We start from the raw sequence: 24,732 nt of genomic DNA, 5'->3' as shown, positions 1-24,732 counted from the left end.
GCCGGGGCCGGGACCAGGGCCGGGACCGGGGCCGGGGCCGGGGCGTAACGGGCGAGGAGACGGGTGACCACGATCATGCCGCGGCCCGGCACGCTCTCCACGTCGGCGTCGTGAGCGGCTCTCCGTTCCCGGATCCACCAGGGGGCGTCGCTCTTCACCTTGCGGATTCTAGCCAAAAAGCCGCCGAGCGCTCCCGGGCGGAGCGTCAGCTCGGCCGCCGCGCTCCACGCGAGGCACATGTCGCCGGCGGCGGGGACCCCTCCCGGCGGAAGGTCGTGGCCGAGACTCCTGGCGTGCCGTTCGATCACCGGGCGCAGCCAGCTCAGCCTGCGGACCACCTCCGCGACGGTCCGGGGCACCTCGTCGGCCACCCGCCCGAGCACCCGGCAGCCGTCCGGGCACATCCGCCGGTGCGCGCACTCGTGCCTGGCCGCGTACGGGAGCACGCCGCTCTCCAGTATCTCGCGCAGCGTCCGGGCGTCCTCGACCGTGCCTCTGGCCAGGCAGAGCAGCCCGGCGTCGTCGATGACACAGTCCTTGTAGCGGGGCACCCGGTCGGGCAGGAAGTGCGCGGCGAGGGCGGCGAGGGCGAGATGGCAGGCCTCGCCACCCGCCCCGCTCCCGCCGAGGCGTTCCAGCGGGGCCGGGTCGAAGCCGAGGTCCGCGAAGCCGCGCCCGATCCAGTCCGCCAGCCTCCTCGCGTTCCCCTCCAGGAGCCAGGCGACCGCGAGCGTCCAGCGGTCCTGCATGTCCAGGACGAGCTCGCCGGGCTGGCCGTAGGTCCTTCCGGCGAACGTGATGGGCTCGAAGCGCCTGGTCGGCGTGGGGGTGCTGGGAGTGTCCCCCATCAGCCACCCGGCGACCTGCCGGTGCTGCCAGCGGGAGTCGCGGTCGACGGTCAGCAGTCCCTGGACCAGCATGCGCCAGCGGGGGTCGGCGATCGCCGACAGGTCGAAGGGGCGCGCCTGCCGCAGGACAGCGGGTATGTCGCCCTCGGCGAGGTCGTGGTACGGCGTCCTGCCGGTGAACAGCTCGTACACGATCACGCCCACCGACCACCACGCCGGCGGCTCGCCGCGGCGGGCCTGGAGCGCCTCGGGCGCCATGTAGCGGTGGCTCGCGAGAACCGTCCCGATCTCCTGGCTCGCGGTGTTGCGCACCGCTCCGCCGAAATCGCCGATGACGAACCGGTACGGCGCGACCGAACGGACCAGGATGTTGTCCGGCTTGACATCGGTGTGGTTGTAGCGGATCTCGGACTGCCAGAAGGCGACGCAGGCCGCCAGCTCCGCCGTGATCTCCCGGATCTCCGCCTCCGGGAACCCCTCCCTGCCCGACATCACCGTCCGCAGGGAGCCGCAGCCGAAGTATTCCTGGGCCTCCCACCCGACCATGACGCCGTGGACGTCCGGGGTGTTCCCGTAGCCGAGCAGGCGGGGGACGTGCCGGAGGTAGCGCTCGTCGGTGAGGTCCGCCCGCATCGCCAGGTCGATGGTCTTGTCGCGGTAGACCTTGACCGCGGCGAGGTCGTCTCCGGGCCGGACGCCGCAGAGGTAGACATCCGCCTCGCCTCCCCGTCCGATGAACTCCAGCGGGTCGTAGGAGAGCAGGAGCTCCCGTGGAAACGTGGGAAAGGTCGGCGGCGGAGGGGGTCCGGTCACGGAGCCGTCCGGCCGGGCGGAGGGGATGTCGGCGACATGGTGGCGATTCTTTCAATCGCCCGGGAAAGCCGCCAGGAGATCACCTAACAATACGCACACCTTTATCAGGGAAAAGGGCATCGAATATTACCGTTTTGCCGATTGATGCCCTTTAAGCCCGGCTCTTCGGCGCCCCACCGGCCACCTCGTGCCGGGCTCCGGGTCCACACCGGCACCGGCTCCCCGTTCGACGCCGGCACCTCCACCCTCACCAGGCAGGTGAGCCATGGCCCGTGGCGCGCCGTACCGGCCGCCGCGGCCCTCCGCGCGCCTCCCGGCGGTCCGGCGACACTTAACGGACTTCCCGCATAAATCGCTTTTTACGTATGTATACGGATATCGCTACGGATGTTCGGCAGCTGATCGCGGRTCTAGCGTCACGGCACGGGTCGCCGCACATCAGCCCGGTCATCGCAGGAGATCGACGCTCCCTTCCGGGGGCGGATACGCGCGGTTGTGAACCGATCAGGACCGGCGGCCTGGAAATGCTCACCGCGTTCACCGAGTGGTCCGCAGAGTAAGGAGCGTGATGGAGCGCCGCCTCCCCTCCCCGCCTTAGCCGCCCCCTCTCGGGGGAGCCCTCCCTCCGCGTGAAACGGGTGGCCCTTCCCGATCCCACCGCCTGCTTCACCCGGACGAGATTCCGCCATCCACCTTCCTTTTCACCCCCCGATCCCCGTCGTGCCCGCTGCCGGGCGTACGCCCGGCAGCGCGGCCGCCGCCGCTCGCGTACACGGCGAAACGCGGCCGGGGACACCGACCGAAAGGAACACGCGTGAGACGCAGAGCCGTACTCGCGGCCACCCTCGGCCTGGCCGTGGTGGCCGCGGTGGCACCCTCCTCACCGGCGGCCGCGAAACCCTCCCCGGGGCCGGCCGACCATGCCCGCTCCCTCCATGTCCGCTCCTTCGCCGATCCGCCCCAGCTCGCCGTGGCCGCCGCCGACCAGGCCGTCGCGAGCGGTCTGGACGAGCTGCGCAAGGGGCCCGACGAGATCTACCGGCGCACCGCCGTGACGCCGGGCTCCGAAGGCATGTACTCCGTCGTCTACGAGCGCACCTACAAGGGGCTGCCCGTGGTGGGCGGCGACGCGGTCGTGATCACCGACTCCGCGGGGAAGGTGCGCGACACCGCGGCGGCCTCCGGCGTCACCGTGAACGTGCCGACCTCGCCGAAGGTGACCGCCGCGGACGCCCGCACCAAGGCGAAGAGCCGGCTGACCCGGGTCGACGACAGCACGGACCCGCGCCTGGTGGTCCTGGCCTGGGGCGCCAAGCCGCGCCTCGCCTGGGAGGCCCTGGTCTCCGGCATCGCCGACGGCAAGCCGAGCAAGCAGCACGTGTTCGTCGACGCGCGCACCGGTGAGATCGCCGACTCGTACGACGAGGTGCGGGCGGGCACCGGGACCGGCTACTACTACGGCCAGGTCACCATCAACACGAGCGGCTCCGGCAGTTCGTACTCGATGACCGACACGACCCGCAGCGGCATCCGCTGCGGCGGGCAGAACGGCTCCGCCTACACCGGTACCGACGACGCCTGGGGGAACGGCTCCGGAACGAACCTGGAGACCGCCTGCGTGGACGCGCTCTACTCGGTGCAGAAGGAATGGGACATGCTGCGCGACTGGCTCGGTCGCAGCGGCATCAACGGCAACGGCGGTGGCTTCCCGACCAAGGTCGGGCTCAACGACGTCAACGCCTACTGGGACGGCAGCACCACCAACTTCGGCCACTCGCAGGACAACCAGCGCCAGGCCACGCCGATCGACGTGGTGGGCCACGAGTTCGGCCACGCCATCTTCCAGACCACCCCCGGCAGCACCGGCTCCGGCAACGAGAACGGCGGCATCAACGAGGCCGTCGGCGACGCCTTCGGCGCGCTCACCGAGGCCTACGCCAACAACCCGAACGATCCGCCGGACTACGAGGTCGGCGAGGAGGTGAACCTCGTCGGCGACGGCCCGATCCGGTACATGTACAACCCGTCCCTGGTGGGCGACCCCAACTGCTGGTCCTCCTCGATCCCGAGCACCGAGGTGCACGCCGCGGCCGGCCCGTTCAACCACTGGTTCTACCTGCTGGCCGAGGGCTCCGCGCCGGGCGGCGGCAAGCCGAACAGCCCGATCTGCTCCGGCGGGCCCTCCTCGGTGACCGGCCTCGGCATCCAGAAGGCCGGGAAGATCCTCATGGGCGCGCTGATGCGCAAGACCTCGACCTGGAAGTACATCAACGCCAGGACGGCGTCGCTGGCCGCGGCGGTGGATCTGTACGGCGCGAGCAGCCCCGAGTGCGCCGCCACCAAGGCGGCCTGGAACGCGGTCAGCGTACCGGTGCAGTCGGGCGAGCCGACCTGCGCCGCGACGGGCAACGACTTCGCCGTCTTGCTGAGCCCGGCCGCGGGCTCGGTACAGCCCGGCCAGCAGGTCACCTCGACCGTCGGCACGCAGACCACCTCGGGCAGCGCGCAGACGGTCGCCCTCACCGCTTCCGGCCTGCCGGCGGGCGCCACCGCGAGTTTCAACCCGTCCTCGGTGACGTCCGGCGGCACCTCCACCATGACCGTCAGCACCGCCGGGTCGACGCCGGCCGGGACGTACACCGTCACGGTCACCGGCTCCGCCGCCTCCGGCACGCACACGGCGGCCTACACCCTGACGGTCGGCAGCGGGCCCGTCCCGACCGACCCGCCGGACATCAGCGTCGCGAACGTCAAGGCGCACCTGCAGCAGTTCCAGACCATCGCCACCGCCAACGGCGGCACGCGTAGGTCCACGGGCGCCGGCTACACCGCGTCGGTGTCCTACGTCGAGCAGAAGCTCACCGCCGCCGGCTACACCGTGGTGCGGCAGCCCTGTACCTCGGGCTGCACCTCCGGGGCCGGGCCGAACCTGATCGCCGACTGGCCCGGCGGCGACGCCAACCAGGTCATCATGGCCGGCGCCCACCTGGACAGCGTCTCGGCCGGTCCGGGCATCAACGACAACGCCTCGGGCTCGTCGGCGCTGCTGGAGGTCGCGCTGACCCTGGCGGCGAAGAACCCGGCCATGGCCAAGCACGTGCGGTTCGGCTGGTGGACCGACGAGGAGCAGGGCCTCAACGGTTCGGAGTTCTACGTCAACTCGCTCAGCTCCACCGAGCGGAGCAAGATCAAGACCTACCACAACTACGACATGGTCGGCTCGACCAACGGCGGCTACTTCATCAACAACATCACCACCTCGGCGGCGACCCACCTCAAGGCCTTCTACGACGGCCTGAACCTCCAGCCGGAGGAGAACACCGAGGGGGCCAACCGGTCCGACGACGCGTCGTTCCGTAACGCGGGAATCGCCACCTCCGGCGTGGCGGCCGGCGCCAGCGCTGTCAAGACATCGGCCCAGGCCGCCAAGTGGGGCGGTACGGCGGGCCAGGCGTACGACCCCTGCTACCACCGCGCGTGCGACACGACGAGCAACATCAGCGACACCGTCCTGGACCGGGCCGCCGACGCCTCGGCGTACGCGATCTGGAAGCTCGCGACGGGCACCGTCACGAGCCGGGACTTCTCCATCTCCACGAGCCCGTCGTCGGGGACGGTCCAGGCCGGCCAGGCGGCGACCTCCACGATCGCCACCGCCACCACGGCGGGCACCGCGCAGACGGTCAGCCTGTCCGCGTCGGGTCTGCCCAGCGGCGCCACGGCCGGTTTCAACCCGGCCTCGGTGACCTCGGGCGGCTCGTCCACCATGACCGTCGCCACCACGGCCACGACGCCCGCCGGCACCTACCAGGTGACGGTCACCGGCACCGGCGAGACCGCCACCCACACCTCGGTGTACACGCTGACCGTGCAGGGCACCTCGTCCGGCCGCACGTTCCGCAACGACACCGACTACACCATCGACGACCTCGACACCGTCGAGAGCCCGGTCACCTCCACCGCGACCGGGACGGCGACGTCACCCGTCAAGCTCACCGTCACGATCGACCACACCTGCGCCGAGGACCTGGAGATCTGGCTCCGCGGCCCGAACGGACGGTGGTACCTGCTCGACAGCAGTGGCGGCTCCACCTGCACCGCGTACGGCACCCGGACCTACACGGTTCCGGTCACCCAGCAGGCGGCCGGCCAGTGGTTGCTGGAGGTGAGCGACAACTACTTCCAGGACACCGGCACTCTCGACTGGTGGAGCATCACCGTCTGAGCGGCGGGCCAGCGGAGTGAGGACGCCCCCGGGACCGAACCGCCGGTCCCGGGGGCTTCCCCTCGTCTCCCGCGTTCAGACGGGCGGGGCGACCTCGGTCCGCGACCGGACGCCGAGCTTGCGCAGCACGGTGGCGACGTGGGTCTCGACCGTGCGCGTCGACAGGAACAGGACGTCGGCGATCTCCCGGTTGGTCCGGCCGAGCGCGACGAGCCGGGCCACCTCCCTCTCCCGCTGCGACAGCGCGCCGGCGTTGCCCTTGCGGCCCCGTGGCAGCGGGAACTCCGCGCCGATGTCGCGCAGCGCGCGCCGGCAGCGCGCGGCGTCGTGGGTGGCGCCGAGCGCGCCGAACCGTTCCGCCAGCTCGGCGAGGGCCGAGGCGGCGTGGCGATCACCGAGGGTGAGCCTGGCACGCGCCTCCCCCTCGCCCGCCCGCGCCGCCGCGTAGGGCTGGGGCAGGGCCGCGTACGCCTCCCGGGAACGGGCGAAGAAGCCGGCGGCGTCGGCCGGCCGCCGATCGGCGGCCAGCGCGCCCCGGGCGTGGTCAAGAGCGGCGTGCGCGGCGGGCGCGGTACGGCCCGCGATCCCGTCGGCGAATTCGGCCACCAGTTCGGCCCCCTCCCGCATCCGCCCGGCGCGGGCGAACGCGGTGACGGCCGACGGGATCAGGTCGGCGCCCCAGACCCACACCCCCTTGCCGCGTAGCCGGGCGACCGCCTGCCCGGCCTCCGTGACCGCGCTCTCCAGCGCGCCGCGGGCGAGGTGCAGCTCGACCAGGCCACCCGCGGCGGCCACCACCACCGGGAGGAAGCGCGCGTCCGGCGCGTCCATGCCCGCGCCGCGAAGGTGCCCGGCGGCCTCCTCCCACTCACCGGTGGCCAGGGCGAGCAGTCCCAGCACCAGCCAGACGTCCACCGCGATCAGCGGCGTCTCGGTGGCCAGCTCCGCCAGGGTGGCCGCCCGGTCGCGGAGCCCGTCCCATCGGCCGGTCAGCCAGTGCCTGCGGATCGTCGAGACGTCGACGAGGTAGGCGGGGTACTGCGCACCGGCCTCCGCGGCCAGCCGCCTGCCCTCCCTGCCGAATTTCTCCGCCGCCTCGTAGTGGCCCAGCATGGTCGCCGAGTCGTGCAGGTTGCAGTAGCCGCGGGCGGCCTCGCGCCGGACCGCCGCGGACGGGTCGGCGACCGGCAGCGTGGCCGCGACGGTGAACGCGTCCGGAGAGCCGATCGTCATCTCGAACGAGGCCCGGTTGGCCAGGACCGCGGCCGCCAGCTCCGGGTTGTCGGCGGTCGCGACGAGCGCCTCGGCGCGGGCCATCCACTCCTCTTGCGTCGCCAGTGATTCGGTGCCCCATCCCGGCAGCGCGAGGCTCGCCCAGCCACGGGCGGCCAGCGTCGGCCGGTCGCGCAGCTCGGCGACGGCGGCCATGATCTCGGGACGTCCGGCGGCGCTGTCGCCCGCCTGGTTGCACAGCACCAGGCCGAGATTGAGGCGCGCCTCGCCGCGCGCCTCGCGGGCGAGGAGATCGTCCCGCAGCAGGCGGCGCAGCAGCCGCACCACCCGCTGGTGCGGCAGCCCGGTCGCCGCCAGGCGGCTCAGTGCCAGCGCGAGGGGGCCGCGGTCCGGTTCGGGCAGGTCGGGATCGGCGAGCATGCCCTCCAGCACCTCGACGGCCAGGGCGGTGTCGCCGAGTGCGGCCGCCCGGTCGGCGGCAGCCGTACCGTGGCGCAGCCAGGCCTCCGTGTCCCCGGCCTGCCGGGAGTGGAAGGCGAGCTGGACCAGCGGCGGAGGCTCCATCGCCGACAGCGCGATCATCGCACGCTCGTGCGCCGGCCGCCGGTCCGGGCCCGGGATCGCGTCGTACACGGCCTGCTGGGCCAGGGCGTGGCGGAAGCCGTACCGGCCGCCGGGATGCTCGTGGAGCACGCCGGCGCGCAGCGCCTCGCCCAGCCCGGTGGAGTTCCCGCCGACCGTCGCGATCAGCTGCTCGCCCACGGGAAGCCGCAGCACCGCCGCCGCCTGTACCGCGCTCACCGCCGCCGCGGACAGGCCGGCCATCCGCTCGGCCATCGCCTCGCGCAGCAGCAGCGGCACCCCGACACGGTCCAGCGCGTCGGGCCCCTCCGCGTCGGGTCCCTCCGTGTCGGGCAGGGACCGGACGACCTCCTCCACCACGAACGGGATGCCCGCCGTACGCTCGTGCAGGCGTGCGACGAACGGGGACGGCAGGTCGGAGCGGTTCAGCAGCGCGCCGGCCAGGCTGCTCACACCCGGCACGTCCAGTGGCCTCAGCGGTATCACCAGGCTCGTCGTGCCGGGCGGGTGCCGGTAGGTGTGCCCCAGCGGCAGTCCGGGCGTGCCCAGGTCCTCCCGCCGGTACGTCGCCACCACCGTCAGGCCCCGGGGCGGCTGGTCGGCCAGGAACCGCAGCAGGTCACGCGTCCCGTCATCGGCCCAGTGCAGGTCCTCGATCACGAGCAGGGCCGGTCCGACGGCGGCCAGCAGGGCGCGCATCGCGCGGAACAGCCGGTGCCGCTCGGCCCGTGGATCGTCCAGCCGCTGCGGCGACGGCGGCAGTGCGCGAGCCAGCTCGGGGAGGTAGTCGCGGAGCGCGCCGGTGACCGGGTCGAGCGCGTCGATCGGCGGCAGCCGGCCCGCGATCTCCCGCAGCGCCTCCACCACGGGCCCGTACGGAAAGGGTTCACGGATCTGGTGGCAGTAGCCGAGAAGGACGGACCGGTCACCGGATACGAGACGGCTCAGCGCGGCGTGGACGAGCCGGGTCTTCCCTATGCCCGCCTCTCCCTCCACCAGCACCACGGCCGGCGGGCGGGCCATCGCGTCGATGAGAGCCCGCAGCTCGGCGACGCGTCCAACGAGTGCGGGCGAGGCCAGGCTGCTCATCGGCGGCTCCGAGGGGATACGGGCTGCGGGACCCTCACGGAGGGTACCCACATATGTCCGTTCAAGGTCAACCCTTGGATGTAACGGCCTTGTTGCGGCTACGTGTCAAGATCCACACCCGGGCGGCGGCGGCCGGGCCGTATCCGGCGCTCATCGGGGCCGCACCGCAGGACCCCCACCGGTGGTCCGCCCGTGGAACGTGTCAAGGCCGGCTGTGAGATCCCGTGCCGGCCTCGGCGCTCACCCCTTGGCGACGTGTTCGAGCAGCCAGTCGACGAGCGGGCGCAGGCGGCGCCAGTCGTCACGGACCACGGTGAGCGCCTTGCGCCCCCGCACCTTCGACTTCGGCACCCGCCGTTCGGCGCCCAGCGATCTGTGGCGGAGCAGCTCGATGCGCGGGTGATCGGCCGGGTAACCGCGTGGCCGGGTCTTGACGCGCTCGCCCACCAGCTCGAACCCGTCCTTGACCAGCCGATCGGTGATCTTGACGAGCGCGCCGCCGGTGCGCCCGTCGTCGGCCGCCGCACGGTAGCGGGCGGTCTCGGCGGAGTCGAACGCGTGGAAGCCCGCGCCGAGGAACAGACCGGCGGCCTCCAACTGGAGGTAGTAGCCCACGGTCCCGCCCACGCCGACCGTCACCCCCTGATAGGTCTTGTAGGGCGACTTGTCCTTGGCGAACCTGGTGTCGCGCTGCGGGCGGAACAGCTTGGCCTCGCCGAACTCGTCCTCGATCTCCCCGAGCAGGGCGAGCAGCGGCTCCCGGACGGAGCTTTCGTAGATCTCCTTGTGGCCATGCCAGTAGTCACGCGAGTTGTCGGCGGTCAGCCCCTCGTAGAAGGCGAACGCCCTGCTCGGAATCCCCTCGAAGCCCATGCCTCTCCTTCCCTCTGCCTGCGCGTCCCTCCTCTTCCCGTCTCCCCGCCGTTCTCACAGCACGCTCGCGAAGCGTTCGACCACCTCGGCCGCCTGTTCGGCGTTGAGCCGGGGATCGCACGCGCTCCGGTACCTCGGCAGGGGAGGCAGCGCGGAGAAGGGACGCGGGGTCGACACACATTCGGTCACGTCCTCGGGCGTCATCTCCAGGTGCAGTCCCGCCGGGTGCCGCCGCAGGGAGCGCAGCACCCGGACGAACGCCACGACCTCCTCCAGGATCGCCCCCACGGGCCGGGTCTTCAGGCCCATGCCGATCCGCATGGTGTTGCCGTGCATGGGATCGCACAACCACAGCACCGGTGTCCCCCGTCTGGCGACCTCGCCCACGATCTCCGGCAGCAGCCGCCGGACCCGCGCGCCGCCCATCCGCACGATGAAGGCCAGCCGGCCGGGGACCGCCTCCGGGTTGAGCAGGCGGCTCAGCCGTACGGCGTCCGCCGGGCGGGTGGTGGGGCCGATCTTCACCCCGATCGGGTTGGCGACCGACGCGGCGAACGCCACGTGCGCCCCCTCCACGGAGCGGGTGCGGTCGCCGATCCAGACGGAGTGCGCCGAGGAGGCGAACCGCGCGCCGCTCCCCTGCCTGACGAGGGGGTGCTCGTAGTCGAGCAGCAGCGCCTCGTGGGAGACGTGTGCCCGTTCCATGTCCTCCCGGCCGTTCCAGGAGGCCCGCACCGTGGCGAGCACCCGTTCGGCGCACTCGTAGGCCCGCAGCAGCCGCGCCGGGTCGGGGAAGCGGGCGTCGGGGTCGGCGTCCGGGCTGTTGACCGCGTCCCCCCGGTAGGCCGGCATGACCGTGCCGTCGGGGACCCGTTCCCAGGCGTCGGACCGCGGCTTGCCGTACTGGCCGGCGAGCCGCCCGAGCGGCACGACCGGGACTCCCGCGGCGGCGCCCAGCCCGTGGGACAGCCGGTAGAGCTGGTCGAGCTTCCTGCCGACGTCGCACGGGTTGGACTCGCGGAAACGCTCGGCGCAGTCGCCTCCCTGGAGCACCAGCGCCTCGCCGGCGCCGGCGCGCGCCATCGACGCCGACAGCCGCGCGCACTCCTCCTCGGTGACCAGCGGGGGCAGCGCCCCCAGCGTCCGCCTGACCTCGTCGAGCAGGCCGGGGTCGCTCCAGTCGGGCTGCTGGGGCGCGCGTCCCGGCGTCAGCGCCGTCACGGCCGCCTGCCGCCCCGCCGGCGGGCGATGTCCGCGCGCAGGCGGGCCTTGTCGATCTTTCCCACCGGGGTGTACGGCAGGGCGGAGACGTCCTCGATCCAGTCGGGGACCTTGTAGGCGGCCACGCCGCGTTTGCGGAGGAACGCCTCGATCGTCTTCAGGCTCGGGGCGTCCCTGCGGGGGACGATGTAGGCGCAGGTCCGCTCCCCCAGCAACGGGTCGGGCATCGCGACCACCGCCACGGCGTCCACCTCCGGGTGGGCGAGGAGGTGGTCCTCCACCTCGTCGGCGGGCACCTTGTCGCCGCCCCTGTTGATCACGTCCTTGACCCGTCCGACGATGACGAGATGGCCGGTGCCGGTCAGCCGGGCGAGGTCGCCGGTGCGGAAGAACCCGTCCGGAGTGAAGGCGGCGGCGTTGTGCTCGGGCGCGCGGTAGTAGCCGCGGATGGTGTAGGGGCCGCGGACCAGGAGCTCGCCTGCCTCTCCCGGGGGGACGTCGCCGCCGTCCTCGCCGACGACGCGCACCTCGTCGGCGGGTGCGAGCGGCTTGCCCTGCGTGGACACGAGCACCTCTTCGGAGTCGTCGCGGCGGCTCTGGCTGAGCAGCCCCTCGGCCATCCCGAAGGACTGCTGGAGCCGGCCCAGCGCCGCGCCCACCCGGCCGGCCAGCTCGCCCGAGACCGCGGCGCCGCCGACCTGGACCAGGCGGAGGCTGGACAGGTCCTGCCGGGCCCACTGCGCCGCCTCCACCCACAGCTGGGCGAGCGAGGGGACGAGACCGGTGACGGTGACCCGCTCGCGCTCGATCAGCGGGAAGGCGTCGTCGGGACTCGGGGTCGGGGTGAGGACGACCGTCCCGCCCGCCTGCAGCGTGCCGAGCACGCCGGGGCAGCCCAGCGCGTAGTTGTGCGCGATCGGCAGCGCGGCCAGGTAGACCGAGGTCTCGTCCAGGCCGGCGTTCTCCGCGCTGAGCCGGATGTTGCAGGCGTAGTCGTCGTGGGTGCGCGGGATGAGCTTGGAGCGGCCGGTGGTCCCGCCCGACAGCAGGAACAGGGCGACGTCGCCGGGGTCGGGGGAGGCCAGCGGCACGGGGTCGCGTTCGAGGTCGGCCAGGGCCGTGAACTCCTGCGGGTCGCCGGACACGACGACGTGGCGGAGCGACGGCGCCGACGCCTGCACCAGCCGGGCGAGTTCGCGGTGGTCGAAGCCCTGGCAGACGTCGGGGACGACGTAGGCGACGGCGTCGGTGGCGGCGGCCAGGTGGCCTATCTCGCTGTGCCGGTGGGGCGGCAGGGCGAGGACCGGCGCCGCCCCGAGGCGGAACAGCGCGAAGCAGAGGAACACCAGGTCAGGGGTGTTGGGCAGCTGGACCAGCACGCGGTCGCCGGGGCCTATGCCGAGCCCGCTCAGGCCCGCCGCGAGGCGGTCGGCGCGCTCGTCGAGCTCCCGGTAGCTCCAGCGCGAGTCCCCCGACACCAGGGCGGTCCGGGAGCCGTGGGCAGCGGCCACGCGGCGCAGCAGGTCGCCGAGCGTCTCACCGCGCCAGTAGCCCTCCCTCCGGTAACGCGCGGCCACCTCTTCCGGCCACTGCACACATCCGGGCATCATCGGCTTCTCCCTCCTCAGGGGGCTATCTGCACGCTCCGCCAGCCGTCGCCGACGATCTCGCGGCGGTAGCGGAAACGGTCCTGTATCTCGTCGGTACGGCGCTGCCAGAACTCGACCTCCTCGGGTGTCAGGCGGTAGCCGCCCCAGTGGGCGGGCCGCGGCACCTCCTGTCCGGAGAAGCGGTCGCCTGCCTGGGCGAGCTGCGCCTGAAGCACGTCCCGGTCGCCGACCACCCGGCGCTGGTCGCTCGCCCAGGAGAGCAGCTGGACGCCGCGGGGCAGGCCCGCGAAGAAGGCGTCGGACTCGACGTCGGTGAGCCGGGCGACGCCGCCTTCGGCGCGCACCTGCCGGCCCACCTCCAGCCAGCCGAAGCAGAGCGCGGCCTGCGGGTTGACGGCCAGGTCGGCGCTCTTGCGGCTGCCGTAGTTGGTGAAGAACACGAATCCGTGGTCCACGTAGGCCAGGTCGACCCACCGCGCCGACGGACGGCCGTGGATGTCCGCCGTGGCGAGCACGGCGGCCTGGCCCGCGGCCGGGCCGGTGCCCAGCCACTCGTCGTGCCAGTGCCGGAACTGGACCAGCGGGTCGCTCTCCAGCTTCCCGGGGTCGACGCCGTCCCTTCGGTAGGAGGCGCCCAGCCGGATGAGATCGGTGGTCGTCGACATCAGCCTCTCCATCCGTCATTACATATTTCATAGCTACATGCCGTGCGTGGCATGATTTAAACGCTAATGCCTATAATTATCTAATGCAACGTCCATCGGAGACCGGAGAGACGATGAATACTCGCGCCCGGCAGGCCGCCGGAAATCTTCTCGCCCGCCATCGGGAAATCACGCTGCGGCAGAATTTCCGGCTGCTCGGCCTGGACTGGGACCTCCTTCCCGGCGTCTACGCCCCGCACCTGTCACAGTCCTCGGCGCTGTACGCCGAGTGGCTCCCCTACCCGGCACACGGCTCCTTCTGCGAGATCGGCAGCGGCACCGGCTACGTGGCCGTCACCGCCGCCCTCCGCGGATGCGACGCGGTGACCGCGATCGACATGAGCCAGGCCGCGGCCGACAACACCCGGCTCAACGCCGAACGGCACGGCGTCGCCGACCGCGTCCGCGTGGCCTGCGGGGACATGTTCTCCCCGCTGGGCGCGGAGGACCGCTTCGACCTGATCTACTGGAACTCCAACTTCGTCGAGGCGCCCTCGGGCGAGGCCGCGGCCGACGACCTGGAGCGCGCGTTCTTCGACCCCGGCTACACCGCGCACGACGCCTTCCTGCGCGACGCCGGGGATCACCTGACCCCCGGCGGACGGCTGATGCTCGGCTTCACCGACCTCGGCAACGCGGCGCTCGTCGGCGAGATCGCCGCCCGGCACGGCTGGCGACCGGCCGTTCTCCGGGCGGCCGGCTGCGCCGCCCCGGAAGGGAAAATCAATTATCAGCTCGTCGAATTCCTCCGGGACTGAAAAGTCCCGGAGGAATTCCTCCCCCTATGTCGAATCACTTGGCGGCGGCGATGGAGGCGCGGGGAAACGGGCGCCTATATCGCCGCCGCCACCGCCACCCCGGGCGAGCGTGAAAAGCACGGGAATCGCCACGGAACCGCCCTGCGACAATTCCACCAGGGCCGCCGGAGACGGCGGAACGGCGCGCACGACCGGCCGACGGAACCCGGGGAACGGCCGGGGAACGGCCGGGGAAGCGCCTCAGTCCTCCTGCTTCACCGGTGTCTGCTGGTGGAAGGCGAGCTTCCAGGCGCCGTCGCGGCGGACGTAGGCGCTGCTCATGTAGAGCTGGAAGACGAAGCCGGCCTCCTTGAGGTTGACGACCGCCCGGTAGGTGATGACCGCGCTGTCGGCGGTGAGCGGCAGGACCTTGACGTCCTGCAGCTTGTAGTCGTCGAAGGGCGACTTGTTGGCGTCGATGTCGTCGGCGAGCTCCGCCCCGGTCTGCAGGCCGTCGGGCTCGACGCACAGCGTGCGGTCGGTGATCAGCCGGCGGTAGAAGTCGCCGTCCCCCACCGATATCGCCGCCCAGCCCTGCTCTTCGAGGGCGAGCAGCTCGTTCTCGATTGCCTTGGTCTCCAACGCGCTTTCCTTTCGTAACGTGTCACGGGGTCGAGGGCCATGGGTCGGACAGGCGGCAGTGGCGCAACACCTCCCTGATCAGCTCGTCCTCGTGGGCGACCAGGTAGAAGTGGTCCCCGGGGAAGGCGCGCAGCCCGAAGCCGCCGGTCGTGTGGTCCGCCCACGCCGCCGCCTCGTCCAGGTCGACCTCGGGGTCGGCGTCTCCGATGCAGACGCAGATCGGCGTCCGGACAGGCGAGCGGGGCCGCGGCTCGTAGGTCTCTATCAGCCGGTAGTCGGCGCGGAGCGCGGGCAGGACGAGCGCGCGCAGCGCGGGGTCCGCCAGGACCTCCTCGCTGGTGCCGCCGAGCCTGCGCAGGTCGGTCAGGAGGGCCTCGTCGCCGCCGAGGTGCACCTCCGCGGGTCTCAGGCGGTCCGGCGCGGGCCGTCCGGAGACGACGAGGCCCGCCAGTGGCACCCTCCCCCGCTCTTCGAGCCGCCGTGCGACCTCGTGCGCCACCGCCGCGCCCATGCTGTGACCGAACAGCGCGACAGGGACGCCGGGCAGGTCTTCCAGGGCCGCCGCGACCGGTCCGGCGAGCCCGTCCATGTCGGCGGCGAACTCCTCCTCGATGCGGTCCTGGCGGCCGGGGTACTGCACCGCGTACAGCTCGACGCCGTACGGCAGGCGCCCCGCCCAGGTCCGGAAGAAGCCGGCCGCGCCGCCCGCGTGGGGGAAGCACACCAGCCGCAGCCGCGGCGCGGGGGCGGCGCGCTGGCAGCGCAGCCACCGGTCGCGCATCTCGGTCGTCATGGTCGTCATGTGAGCAGCTCCTCGTGCTGCGATCTCATGGCGGAGATCAGCTCGTCGGCGGAGAGCGGACGCGGCGCCGGGCCCAGCAGGCGCTCGGGAAAGCCCAGTGCCCCCGCCATCGCCTGCCACACCTTGCAGACCGCGAGATGATACTGGCCGTCACGGAGCGGATCAACTCCATCACTCTGTGTGGTCCAGGTGGCGCGCAGGGCCCTCTCGACCCCGGCGGGCCACATCTCGCCGAGGATCTCGCGGTAGCTGGGGGCCCGCGCCGGCCCGATGGGCGTGCTGCTGGGGAAGTCGAGGTGCTCGTCGGCGGCGCCGTCCAGCGTGGCGAGGCCCCTGGCCTGCTCGGGCAGGTGCGGGCGGGGGGACCACAGCACCGGCCCGTGGGTGTTGACCAGCGTGAGCGTGCCCCCCTCCGTCCCCAGGGTGACGCGGTGCAGGAAGTGCGCGTGGTTGTCCGGGTCGGCCGGGTGGAGCTGGTTCTGCACCCGCAGGGTGAGCGGCACCCCGGCCAGGACTCCGCTGAGGGTGCGGAACGGCGGCTCGGCGCCGGACAGCCGGCGGATCTCCTCCGGCACCCGCGGCGGGTCGGCGAACCCCCACGGCCGCAGCCCGCCCAGGATCCTGCCGAGGATGTCGACGAGGTTGTAGGAGACCTGGATGCCGCAGACGGCGTCCACGAAGAGGGGACGCTGGCGGGCCAGCAGCACCCGCGCGGCGGCGGTGAACCGGCGTACCGGCGGTAGATGGGTGTAGTGCGTGTTGACCTGGTAGAAGACCTTCTCCCTGCGGGCGGTGCGCAGCGAGGCGGCGAGCTCGTCGTGGAGCAGGGGGCCCTCCTGCAGCACGTGCACGCCGCGGGACATGAGCCGGGCCGCGACCTCGCTGCCCTGGCCGCCGTTGACCTCCCCCAGGAGCACCACGCAGGCGAGGTCGACGTCGCCGGGCACCTGCTCGACGTCGGTGTACAGCGGGACCCCGGCCCGGTCCGCGCAGAGCCGCGAACGATCGCTGCCCCTGGCCAGCACCCCGGCCAGCTCGAACGGCACGCCGGGCCTGCCCAGCGCCGCCAGGTGCACCCGGCCGAAGCCGGTGCCGCAGACGATGACGCGCGGTCGCTCGCTCACAGGACCCCCTCCTCCACCTCTGCGGCCGGCGCCACGCCGTCGACGACCTCCAGCCGGGTGACCGCCGGGTCGTCCAGGAGGGCCTGGAAGACCGCTCCGGCGTCGAGCACGTCGGCCGCGTCGTGCAGTCCCGGACGGACGAGGCCCCGCAGGACCGCCCCGGCCGCCAGCACGGCGACCGCCGCGCTCAGCTCGTAGCTGTCGGCGGCCCGCGCGACGAGCGTCCGGGTGACCGGCCGGCCCGCCGCCTCCCCTTCCATCCGGAAGACCATCTGGAAGTACGGCGTGCGCCCGAAGGCCTCCAGGCGCGAGGTCCGCACCAGCTCGCCGGCCGCGGTGTCCGCGTCCAGGTCGTGCAGGCGGGCCAGTGCCGCGAGCGTCAGCTCCCCGTCGAAGACGCTCGACCACTCGACCTCGGCGAAGCCCAGCGATCTGGCGAGCCGCTCGGCCTCCGCGCTGAGGTAGGGGTAGGCGTTGACCCGGCCGGGGAAATGCGGCAGCTCGACGCCCCGGCGGGGCCTGGAGGCGCGGGGGATCACCTGGTGTCCCCGCCAGGCCGCCAGCGGCGTCGCGTACCCGTCGGACAGCGAGGCCACGTAGTCGAGCGCGGCGGCGGGGGTGAACCTGTCGACGCCGCCCACGTGAGCGGTCAGCCGGTCCACCCGGTCGAACCCCTGTCCGGCGAGATGCCTCGGCAGCAGGGCCGACAGGCCGGGCATCATCCCCGCCGAGAGCACGACGACCAGCCCGGCGTCGACCCGCCCCGCGGAGCCCGCCGGGAGGCCCGCCGCCGTGAGCCTGTCGCGCACGGCCGCGTCGCCGGCGACGTCGACATAATGGGCGCCGGCGGCGAGCGCCGCGCGGGCCACCGTGTCGAGGATCCGGCTGGACGGCCCCGCGCAGTTGACCACCACGTGGCAGCCCTCGCAGAACGCGGCCAGCGCCGCCGCGTCGCGGAGGTCGACCGCCACGGCCTCGTCCGCCCCGGCCCCCGCCTCCATCCCCCCGGCGCCCGTCGCGGCCGCGCCGGTGACGCCTCCACCCGTCGCGGCCTCCGCCCCGGCCGGCCCTCCGGGGCCGGTTCCGATCAGGGCGCGGACCCGGTCGAGGTCCCTGCCGCCCAGGCGCAGCGGGCCCGTCCCCGCCTCCCGGAGGCGGCGGACGACCGACCTGCCCACGGCCCCGTAGCAGCCCAGGACGGCGATGGCGGGCGCCCCGCGGCCGGCCCTCATCGCGCCGCCTGGGACGTGGCCAGGAAGGTCGCCACCTCGTCGACGTTGGGCGGCTGCAGGCAGGTGAAGTGGTCTCCGGGGACGTCGACCACCTCCAGGTCGCCCAGGCACAGCTCGCGCCAGAAGCCCGTCATGTCGTCGCGCAGCCACGGCAGGAAACGGGTGTCGCCGAGCTGCCGCAGGAAGGTGATGTCCCCGGCGTACGGCTCCGGGGTGTGCGTGCCGACCGCCAGCAGGCTGTGCCGTACCACCTGGAAAAGGGAGTTCACGTGCCGCTCGACCTCGGGGTCGGACCGGGTCTCGGTGGCGGCGCGGCCGATCGCGGCCAGCCGCTCCCGCTGGGAGAGCCCGGCGAGCCGCCGGAAGTCGGCGGCGGCCGACTCCAGGGCCGGGTCGCCGGTGAGCCGGGCCACGCGGCCGGCGGGGACGCGTTCGGAATCCTCGGCGAGAAGGAGCTCGAACACCCGCGACATGGTGTTCTCGTCTCCCGGGTAGCCCGCGTCGGCGGGGTCGATCCCCATCACGCGGGCGAAGACGTACTCGACGACCAGCTCGTCCTCGATGATCCGCGGCAGGGTGTAGCTGCTGATCACGGTGAGGCTCTCCACGGCGGCGCCCGCCTCGGTGAGGTGGCGGGCTACCTCGGTGGCCAGCAGGCCTCCCATGCAGTAGCCCACGATGTGGAAGCGGGAGGATCCGGTGTCGAGCAGCGCCCTGGCGTACCGGGCGGCGCGCCTTTCGATGAGGCCCTCGGGCTCCTCGGCGAGATACCGCTCGACCTCGGTGATCGCCAGGCCGACCAGCGGCCCGCCCTTGGCCGCCAGCAGCCGGGCCAGCGCGCGGTAGGGCGCCAGGGTGCCGCTGCCCTCGTGGACGAGCACCCGCAGCGCGCCGTCCCCCCCGTCCTCGTCCCCGCCGAGCGGGACCAGCGGGGAGGTCTCGCCGCGGGGGCCGGTCTCCTCCTCGTCCCCTGCCTGGCGGACGTGCTCGGCGAGCGCGGCCACGGTGGGCCGGTGCAGGATCTGGCGGACCAGGTCGTCCCAGAACAGGTCCCGTGTCTCCGCCACCTCCTCGCGGAGCCGGGCCGCCAGCTTCGCGACGACCAGCGAGTCCCCGCCGAGCTCGAAGAAGTCCTCCTCCCTGTTGACCCGGGCCAGCCCCAGGACCTCGGCCCACACGGCCGCGAGCCGGCGTTCGAGGTCGTCGCGGGGCTCACCGCCCGCCGCGGCGCGCCCGGACGCCGCGCGGGGCAGCCAGGACCGCAGCGTCGCGTGGTCGACCTTGCCGTTGCCGGTGAGCGGCAGCGCGTCCACGACCTGCGTGTGGCTGGGGATCATGTACTCGGGCAGCCGGTCGGCCAGGTGCTCGGCGAGACCGGCCACGCCGAGCCGGGCCCGGTCGCTCTTGAACCGGGCGGCGAAGACGTTCTGGCCGAGCGGGCCGGTGACGTCGTCCGGTCCCGGCAGGCAGAGGGTGGTGTCGGCGCCGGCGCCGGTCAGGAGCCCCAGCCACTCCTCGCGGCCCAGGAACGTCTGGTCGCGTCCCTTGCGCAGGTCCTCGTAGTCCCACTTGCGCGGGTCCTTCTCCGGCATCATGAACTCCATCGAGGTCATGATCTGGTAGCTGTCCTTGGTGGTCTCGATGAAGACCAGCCAGCCGCCCGGCCTGAGCATCTCGCGGAGCCCGGCCAGCACCCGGCCCGCGTGCCGCGAGTTGTGCAGCACGTTCGCGCACAGGACGACGTCGAAGTCGTTGGGGGCGTAGCCCTGCTCGCGGTAGTCCTCGTTGATGTCGAACAGCCCGTAGCGCACCCAGGGCCGGTCACCGAACCGCTCGCGGGCCTCGTTGAGGAAGAACGGCGAGACGTCGGTGAACAGGTAGTCGACGTCGAACTCGGCCAGTGCGGGGATCATGTGGGCGCTGGTCCCGCCGACGCCCGCGCCGACCTCGATGACGCGCAGGGGCCCGTCGTGCCGGGCGGCGATCCCGCGCAGCACCGCGATGGCGGCGTGGTTGACGTAGCGGCTGATGATGTTCTCCCGGTAGGCGGCCTCGGAGATCTCCAACCGGCCTTCGGGGAACAGCAGCGGAAGCGGGTCGAGCTCGTCGCGGAGCAGCTCGGGCAGGCGCTCGGTGCTCTCCTTGAAGTAGTCGATGAGCACGGCCTTGTAGCTGTCCTCACGCTGGAGCTCATCCACCGCCTGCCAGGCCCGCGCCAGGTCGGCGGCCTCGATCACCCGCAGCGCGCGGAAGCCGTCGCCGTCGCCGGCGATGACGCCCTCCCGCTCCAGCACGCGCAGCCACCGCCGGACGAGCCGGTGGTGCCGGGGCGCCGCCCCCGTCGCGGCCAGGACCTGCTCGGTGGTCGTCCGCCCGGCGGTGGAGCCGAACAGGCCCCGCCGCCGCAGCGCCCACATCATGCCGATCACCGCGGCCCGGTCGAGCCTGCCGATGAACTCCATGAGCTCGGCGCGGTCGATGTGGGTGGTGTGCGGATCGGCCGCGGCGGCTGCCGCCGCGGCCAGCTCGGCGGCCGGGTCCTCGCCGGAGGCGGGCCGCCGTACCGGTTCGGCGAAGGCGGCCAGCCTGCGCTCCATGCCGCTGCCCTCGAGCAGGACGTGGACCGCCGCGACCGCCGGGTGCGACTGGATCGCCGCCTCGACCTCGGCGAGCTCGATGCGATGCCCGCGGATCTTGACCTGCCGGTCCTCCCGGCCGAGGAACTCGATCGTGCCGTCGTCGTGGTAGCGGCCCAGGTCGCCGGTGCGGTAGAGGCGCTCGCCGGTGCCGGGACGGCGGATGAACCGCTGGGCGGTCCTGTCCTCGTCGCCGAGGTAGCCCAGGGCGAGGCCCGCGCCGCCGATGTACAGCTCGCCGGGCACCCAGTCGGGGCAGGGGCGCAGCTCCTCGTCGAGGACGTGGAAGGCCTGGTTGGCCAGCGGCGTGCCGTACGGGATGCTCCGCAGGCCGTCCCGGACCTCGCCGATCGGATGGTGGATCGACCAGATCGCCGCCTCGGTCGCACCGCCGAGACTGATCAGCTCCAGGCCCGGCAGGCGCCCCCGGACGCGGCCGGGCAGCGCGATGGGGATCCAGTCGCCGCTGAGCATCGCCAGCCGCAGGGACGGCAGGGCCGGCTCGGGCTGGGAGCTCAGGTAGTGGTCGAGCATCTGCATCTGCGCGGGCACGGAGTTCCAGACCGTGACGCCGTGCTCGGCGATCAGCCGCGCCCAGTGCGCGGGGTCGCCCCGGCCCTCGGCGTCGGGCAGCACGAGGGCGCCGCCCAGGGACAGGGGGCCGAAGATGTCGTACACCGACAGGTCGAAGCCCAGGCCCGCCAGGCCGAGGACGCGGTCCTCCGCCGTCACCGCGAAGCGCCGGTTGACGTCGGCCACCGTGTTGAGGGCCGCGCGGTGGGAGATCATCACTCCCTTGGGGTCGCCGGTGGAGCCCGAGGTGTAGATCACGTACGCCAGGTCGCCGGGGTCGGCCGCCGGCCGAGGAGCCGGGAGCGCGGACGGCAGGAGGAGGTCGACGTCGACGAGGTCGGCTCCCTCCGGGCGGTCGCGGATCCACGACTGCGTGAGCACGTGCCGGACACCGGCGTCGGCGAGGATCCGCGCCCGCCTGGCCGGCGGCTGGCCGGTGTCGACCGGCAGGTAGGCGCCACCTGCCAGGAGCGTGCCGAGGACGGCGACGACCTGCTCCCAGCCCTTGTCCATCATGACCGCGGCCAGGGCGCCCGGCGCGAACCCCCGGGCCCGCAGCGTCTCGGCCACGCCCGCGGCCCTGGCGAGCAGCTCGCCGTAGGTGAGGGTGCGCTCCCCCGTCACGACGGCCGCCCTGTCGGGCGCGCGCAGCGCCTGGGCGACGACCGCCTCGTGCAGCAGCCCGGGGGGCAGCGGCTCGGCGGTCGCGTTCACCCGGTCGCGCCGGTCGGCCTGTACGGCGGGCAGCGCGACCGGGCAGGCACTGTCCCACGGCTCGTCCGAGGCGGCCAGGGCGCGCAGCAGCTCCTCCATCGCGCCGAAGGCGTCCTCGACCAGCCCGGGAGGGAACACCCCGTCGCGCACGTCCCACCTGACCTCCAGCGCGCCGCCCTCGACCACCGCCTGGCAGTCGATCCACACCTGCGGCGTCTGGCTCCTGCCGTACACCACCTCGGCCAGGCCGTTCATGCCCTCGTGACCCGACGCCTCGTCGCTGAGCCCGATCGTGCTGGTGAAGACGACCGGCATCAGCGCGGCGCCCCGGCCTCGGCGGCGGGCGATCTCCCGCATGACCTCCACACCGGAGTAGAGGCGGTGGTCAAGGTCCTCCCAGAGCCGGTCCTGCAGCGCGCGGGCCCGCCCGTGGAAGGCCGCGCCCGCCTCGCCGTCGACGGCCAGCAGGCTGACCGTCGTGAAGTCGCCGACCAGCCCTCCCACCTGGGGGTGGAGCGGCTGCCGGTTGAGCAGGGTCAGGTTCAGCGAGAACCGGGGGCGCCGGCTCCACCTGGCCACCACCTCGGCGAAGGCGGCCAGGACCGCCGTGGAGGGGGTGACGCCGTGGGCGCCCGACCTGGCCCGGAACCGTTCCCACTGCCCGGCGTCGAGGGTGACCTGGTGGCGGGTGAAGCGGCTGCCGGCCTCCGCCGCCGCGTTGTCGCGGACCGGAAGCTCCGGCGGCCCCGGCAGCTCGTCGACACGTCCCTCCCAGTAGTCGCGGTCGCGCTCGTAGGCGGCGCCCTCACGCAGCCGTCGGGCCGCGAGCAGGTAGTCGCGGAAGCCGATCTCCAAGGGCGGGAGGGGGTGGCCGGGGTCGAGGTAGAGCCGCTTGAGCTCGGTCAGCAGCAGCTGGATGCTCAGGTAGTCGGCGATCAGGAAGTCGATGGAGACGTGCAGCAACGCCTGCCCGTCGGTGCGTGTGACGCGCAGCTCGAACAGCGGCCAGGCGTCGGCCTCGTAGACCCGGTGGTCCATCGCGGCGCGGACCTCGTCGAGATGGTCGCTCACCCGTCCGGCGGGCTCGCCGCGCAGGTCCGTCACCTCGATCCGGTAGTCCGGCACGTCGGCCAGCACCTGCTGGTAGCCGTCGACGTGGACGACCGCCCGCAACATGTCGTGGCGGCGGACCAGCGCCCGCCAGGCGGCCTCCAGCCGGGGCGGGTCCAGCTCGGGGAAGGCCAGCTCGGCGTAGACCTGGCAGGCCGTGCCCCCGTAGTCGAAGGCCTCCCTGCGCCCGAGGACGTAGGCGGCCTGGACGTCGGTCAGCGGGAACGGCTCATAGCGGTCCTCCGGCTGAGGGGTCACCTCCGGGCCGGGCCGGTTCAGGTGGTCGAGCACGGCCTCCTTGTGCGCAGACAGCAGGGCCCGCCGCTCATCGGTCAGCACGCCCTGCGGCGCCCGGAAACGGAGCCGCCCGTCCTCCTCCCAGAGCCGGACGCCCTGGCGTTCGAGCTCGGTGACGAGCCGCCCCGCGGCCACCCGCTCCTCTTCCCCGGCCTTGCCCGATCCGGCGGTCATGCCTTCCCCTCCTCCGGCCCTCCCCGGCCCGGCCGCGCCCGCGGCCCTCTCCGGCCGCACGGCTGCGGCGCTGTCCGTCTCCTCGGTCCGCCCGGTCCACTCGGTCCGCTCGGTCATAAGGCACCTTCCTCGAAGGCCGCTGTCTCGGTCTCGGTCCGCCGCTGCTCGATCAGGGCCGCGTGCTCGGCGACGGTGGGGCCCGCGAAGATCTCCCGCAGGGCCAGGTCCACGCCGAACCCGATCCGGATCTCCTCGGCGAGGCGGGCCGCCAGGATGCTGTCGCCGCCGAGGGCCACGAAGCTCTGGTGCCTGCCGACCCGGTCCAGGCCCAGCAGCTCGCACCAGATCCGGCCCAGCGCCTCCTCGACGGGGCCGGAGGGCGGCGCGTCCTCGTCGGTCCCCTGCCCGTCCCGTTCGGCGAGCTTCGCGAGCGCGCCGCGGTCCACCTTTCCGTTGGCGCTGAGGGGGAACCGGTCGAGCATCGTGATCGTGGGCGGCACGGCGTAGGGCGGCAGGCGTTCGGCGAGCCAGTCCCGCAGCTCCCGCGGGCCGGTGCCGGCGGCGGCGACCACCAGCGCGGCCAGCCGGCGGGTGGGGTGCCCGACCGTGGTGACCACCGCGTGGTCCACATCCGGGTGGGCGTGCAGGGCCGACTCGACCTCGCCCAGCTCGATCCGGTGGCCGCGCACCTTGACCTGGTGGTCGGCCCGGCCCAGGAACTCCAGCGTGCCGTCGGGCCAGTAGCGGCCCAGGTCGCCGGTCCGGTACCAGCGCCCGCCGTCACGCTCGACGAACTTGGCCGCCGTGACCTCCGGATCACCCCGGTAACCCAGCGCCACCCCGGCCCCGCCGATCCACAGCTCGCCCGGCACCCAGTCGGGACAGTCACGCCCCCGGCCGTCCACCACGCGGTAGCACTGGTTGCGCAGCGGGAACCCGTAGGGGATCGACCGCCAGCGCGGGTCCACCTCGGCGACCTCGAACGCGTTGGACCAGATGGCCGCCTCCGTGGCCCCGCCCAGGGCGACCAGGCGGCAGCCCGGTGCCGCCGCGGCCAGGCGGCCGGGCAGGTCCAGCCCGACCCAGTCGCCCGAGACCATCGCCAGCCGCAGGCCCGGCGGGAGTCCCTCGGGCACCGCGACCAGCAGCATGTCCAGCAGCGCCGGGACGGTGTTCCACACCGTCACCCCGTGCGCCGCCATCAGCTCCGCCCACCGGCGCGCCTCCCGCCGGGCCTCCTCCTCCACCAGCACCAGGGCGCCGCCGGCCGACAGCAGCCCGAACACGTCCCACACCGACAGGTCGAAGTCCAGCGCCGACAGCGCCAACACCCGGTCACCGGGCCCCACCCCGAACCGCTCGTTCACATCCACCACCGTGTTGAGCGCCGCCCGATGCGACACCTCAACCCCCTTCGGCTCCCCCGTCGACCCCGACGTGAAGATCACATACGCCGCCGCGCCCGCGTCCACCCCGACCGGCCCCGCCAGGGG

At 73.3% G+C, this 24,732-nt stretch carries 14 protein-coding genes; 2 read left to right on the top strand and 12 right to left on the bottom strand.

Annotated elements, in window-relative coordinates; translation table 11 throughout:
- A partial coding sequence (locus tag CA984_RS26470) for a protein kinase domain-containing protein (protein ID WP_133061778.1) occupies positions 1 to 1,661 on the bottom strand: 1,661 nt, incomplete at its 3' end.
- 814 nt (positions 1,662 to 2,475) lie between these two features.
- Between CA984_RS26470 and CA984_RS26465 the strand changes: the two genes are divergently transcribed.
- Positions 2,476 to 5,886 (top strand): M28 family peptidase, encoded by a 3,411-nt coding sequence (locus CA984_RS26465; RefSeq protein ID WP_086576250.1) that lies wholly within the window; start codon positions 2,476 to 2,478, stop codon positions 5,884 to 5,886.
- Between the two features lie 75 nt (positions 5,887 to 5,961).
- Here CA984_RS26465 and CA984_RS26460 read toward each other — a convergent pair whose 3' ends face one another.
- The 5 genes from CA984_RS26460 to pdxH all read right to left on the bottom strand — a co-directional run bounded on the left by CA984_RS26460 (position 5,962) and on the right by pdxH (position 13,159).
- Positions 5,962 to 8,790: an ATP-binding protein gene (locus CA984_RS26460; protein WP_086576249.1), complete on the bottom strand. Its 2,829-nt coding sequence runs from the start codon at positions 8,788 to 8,790 to the stop codon at positions 5,962 to 5,964.
- 240 nt (positions 8,791 to 9,030) lie between these two features.
- Entirely contained in the window at positions 9,031 to 9,663 is a 633-nt protein-coding gene (locus tag CA984_RS26455) for a DUF2461 domain-containing protein (RefSeq protein WP_086576248.1), read from the bottom strand.
- A 54-nt stretch (positions 9,664 to 9,717) separates the two neighbouring features.
- Positions 9,718 to 10,884, bottom strand: a complete 1,167-nt coding sequence (locus CA984_RS26450; protein ID WP_086576247.1) for a 3-deoxy-7-phosphoheptulonate synthase — start codon at positions 10,882 to 10,884, stop codon at positions 9,718 to 9,720.
- Positions 10,881 to 12,494, bottom strand: coding sequence for a (2,3-dihydroxybenzoyl)adenylate synthase (locus CA984_RS26445; RefSeq protein WP_086576246.1), 1,614 nt, complete (start codon positions 12,492 to 12,494; stop codon positions 10,881 to 10,883). The genes CA984_RS26450 and CA984_RS26445 overlap by 4 nt, the downstream gene beginning before the upstream one ends.
- 14 nt (positions 12,495 to 12,508) lie before the next feature.
- Complete coding sequence (gene pdxH, locus CA984_RS26440) at positions 12,509 to 13,159, bottom strand: pyridoxamine 5'-phosphate oxidase (RefSeq protein ID WP_086576252.1); 651 nt, start codon at positions 13,157 to 13,159, stop codon at positions 12,509 to 12,511.
- A gap of 113 nt (positions 13,160 to 13,272) precedes the next feature.
- Between pdxH and CA984_RS26435 the strand changes: the two genes are divergently transcribed.
- A complete protein-coding gene (locus tag CA984_RS26435; protein WP_086576245.1) occupies positions 13,273 to 13,956 on the top strand; it encodes a methyltransferase in 684 nt (227 codons plus the stop codon).
- Positions 13,957 to 14,196: 240 nt separating this feature from the next.
- On the opposite strand, the gene CA984_RS26430 is transcribed toward CA984_RS26435, so the two are convergent.
- The 6 genes from CA984_RS26430 to CA984_RS26405 all read right to left on the bottom strand — a co-directional run.
- On the bottom strand, positions 14,197 to 14,577 hold the full coding sequence (locus tag CA984_RS26430; protein ID WP_031170289.1) for a nuclear transport factor 2 family protein: 381 nt from the start codon (positions 14,575 to 14,577) through the stop codon (positions 14,197 to 14,199).
- Between the two features lie 22 nt (positions 14,578 to 14,599).
- On the bottom strand, positions 14,600 to 15,379 hold the full coding sequence (locus CA984_RS26425) for a thioesterase II family protein (RefSeq protein WP_086576244.1): 780 nt from the start codon (positions 15,377 to 15,379) through the stop codon (positions 14,600 to 14,602).
- Positions 15,376 to 16,503 (bottom strand): Gfo/Idh/MocA family oxidoreductase, encoded by a 1,128-nt coding sequence (locus CA984_RS26420; RefSeq protein WP_086576243.1) that lies wholly within the window; start codon positions 16,501 to 16,503, stop codon positions 15,376 to 15,378. Before CA984_RS26420 ends, CA984_RS26425 begins: the two co-directional genes overlap by 4 nt.
- On the bottom strand, positions 16,500 to 17,735 hold the full coding sequence (locus tag CA984_RS26415; protein WP_086576242.1) for a saccharopine dehydrogenase NADP-binding domain-containing protein: 1,236 nt from the start codon (positions 17,733 to 17,735) through the stop codon (positions 16,500 to 16,502). The genes CA984_RS26420 and CA984_RS26415 overlap by 4 nt, the downstream gene beginning before the upstream one ends.
- Complete coding sequence (locus CA984_RS26410; RefSeq protein ID WP_242676180.1) at positions 17,732 to 23,356, bottom strand: non-ribosomal peptide synthetase; 5,625 nt, start codon at positions 23,354 to 23,356, stop codon at positions 17,732 to 17,734. The genes CA984_RS26415 and CA984_RS26410 overlap by 4 nt, the downstream gene beginning before the upstream one ends.
- On the bottom strand, positions 23,353 to 24,732 hold a 1,380-nt coding region (locus CA984_RS26405; protein ID WP_133061777.1), incomplete at its 5' end, for a non-ribosomal peptide synthetase. The genes CA984_RS26405 and CA984_RS26410, both read right to left, overlap by 4 nt.

This window comes from Streptosporangium minutum (genome assembly GCF_002149035.1).
Lineage (GTDB): Bacteria > Actinomycetota > Actinomycetes > Streptosporangiales > Streptosporangiaceae > Streptosporangium > Streptosporangium minutum.
This window is presented reverse-complemented; position numbering and strand designations above follow the sequence as displayed.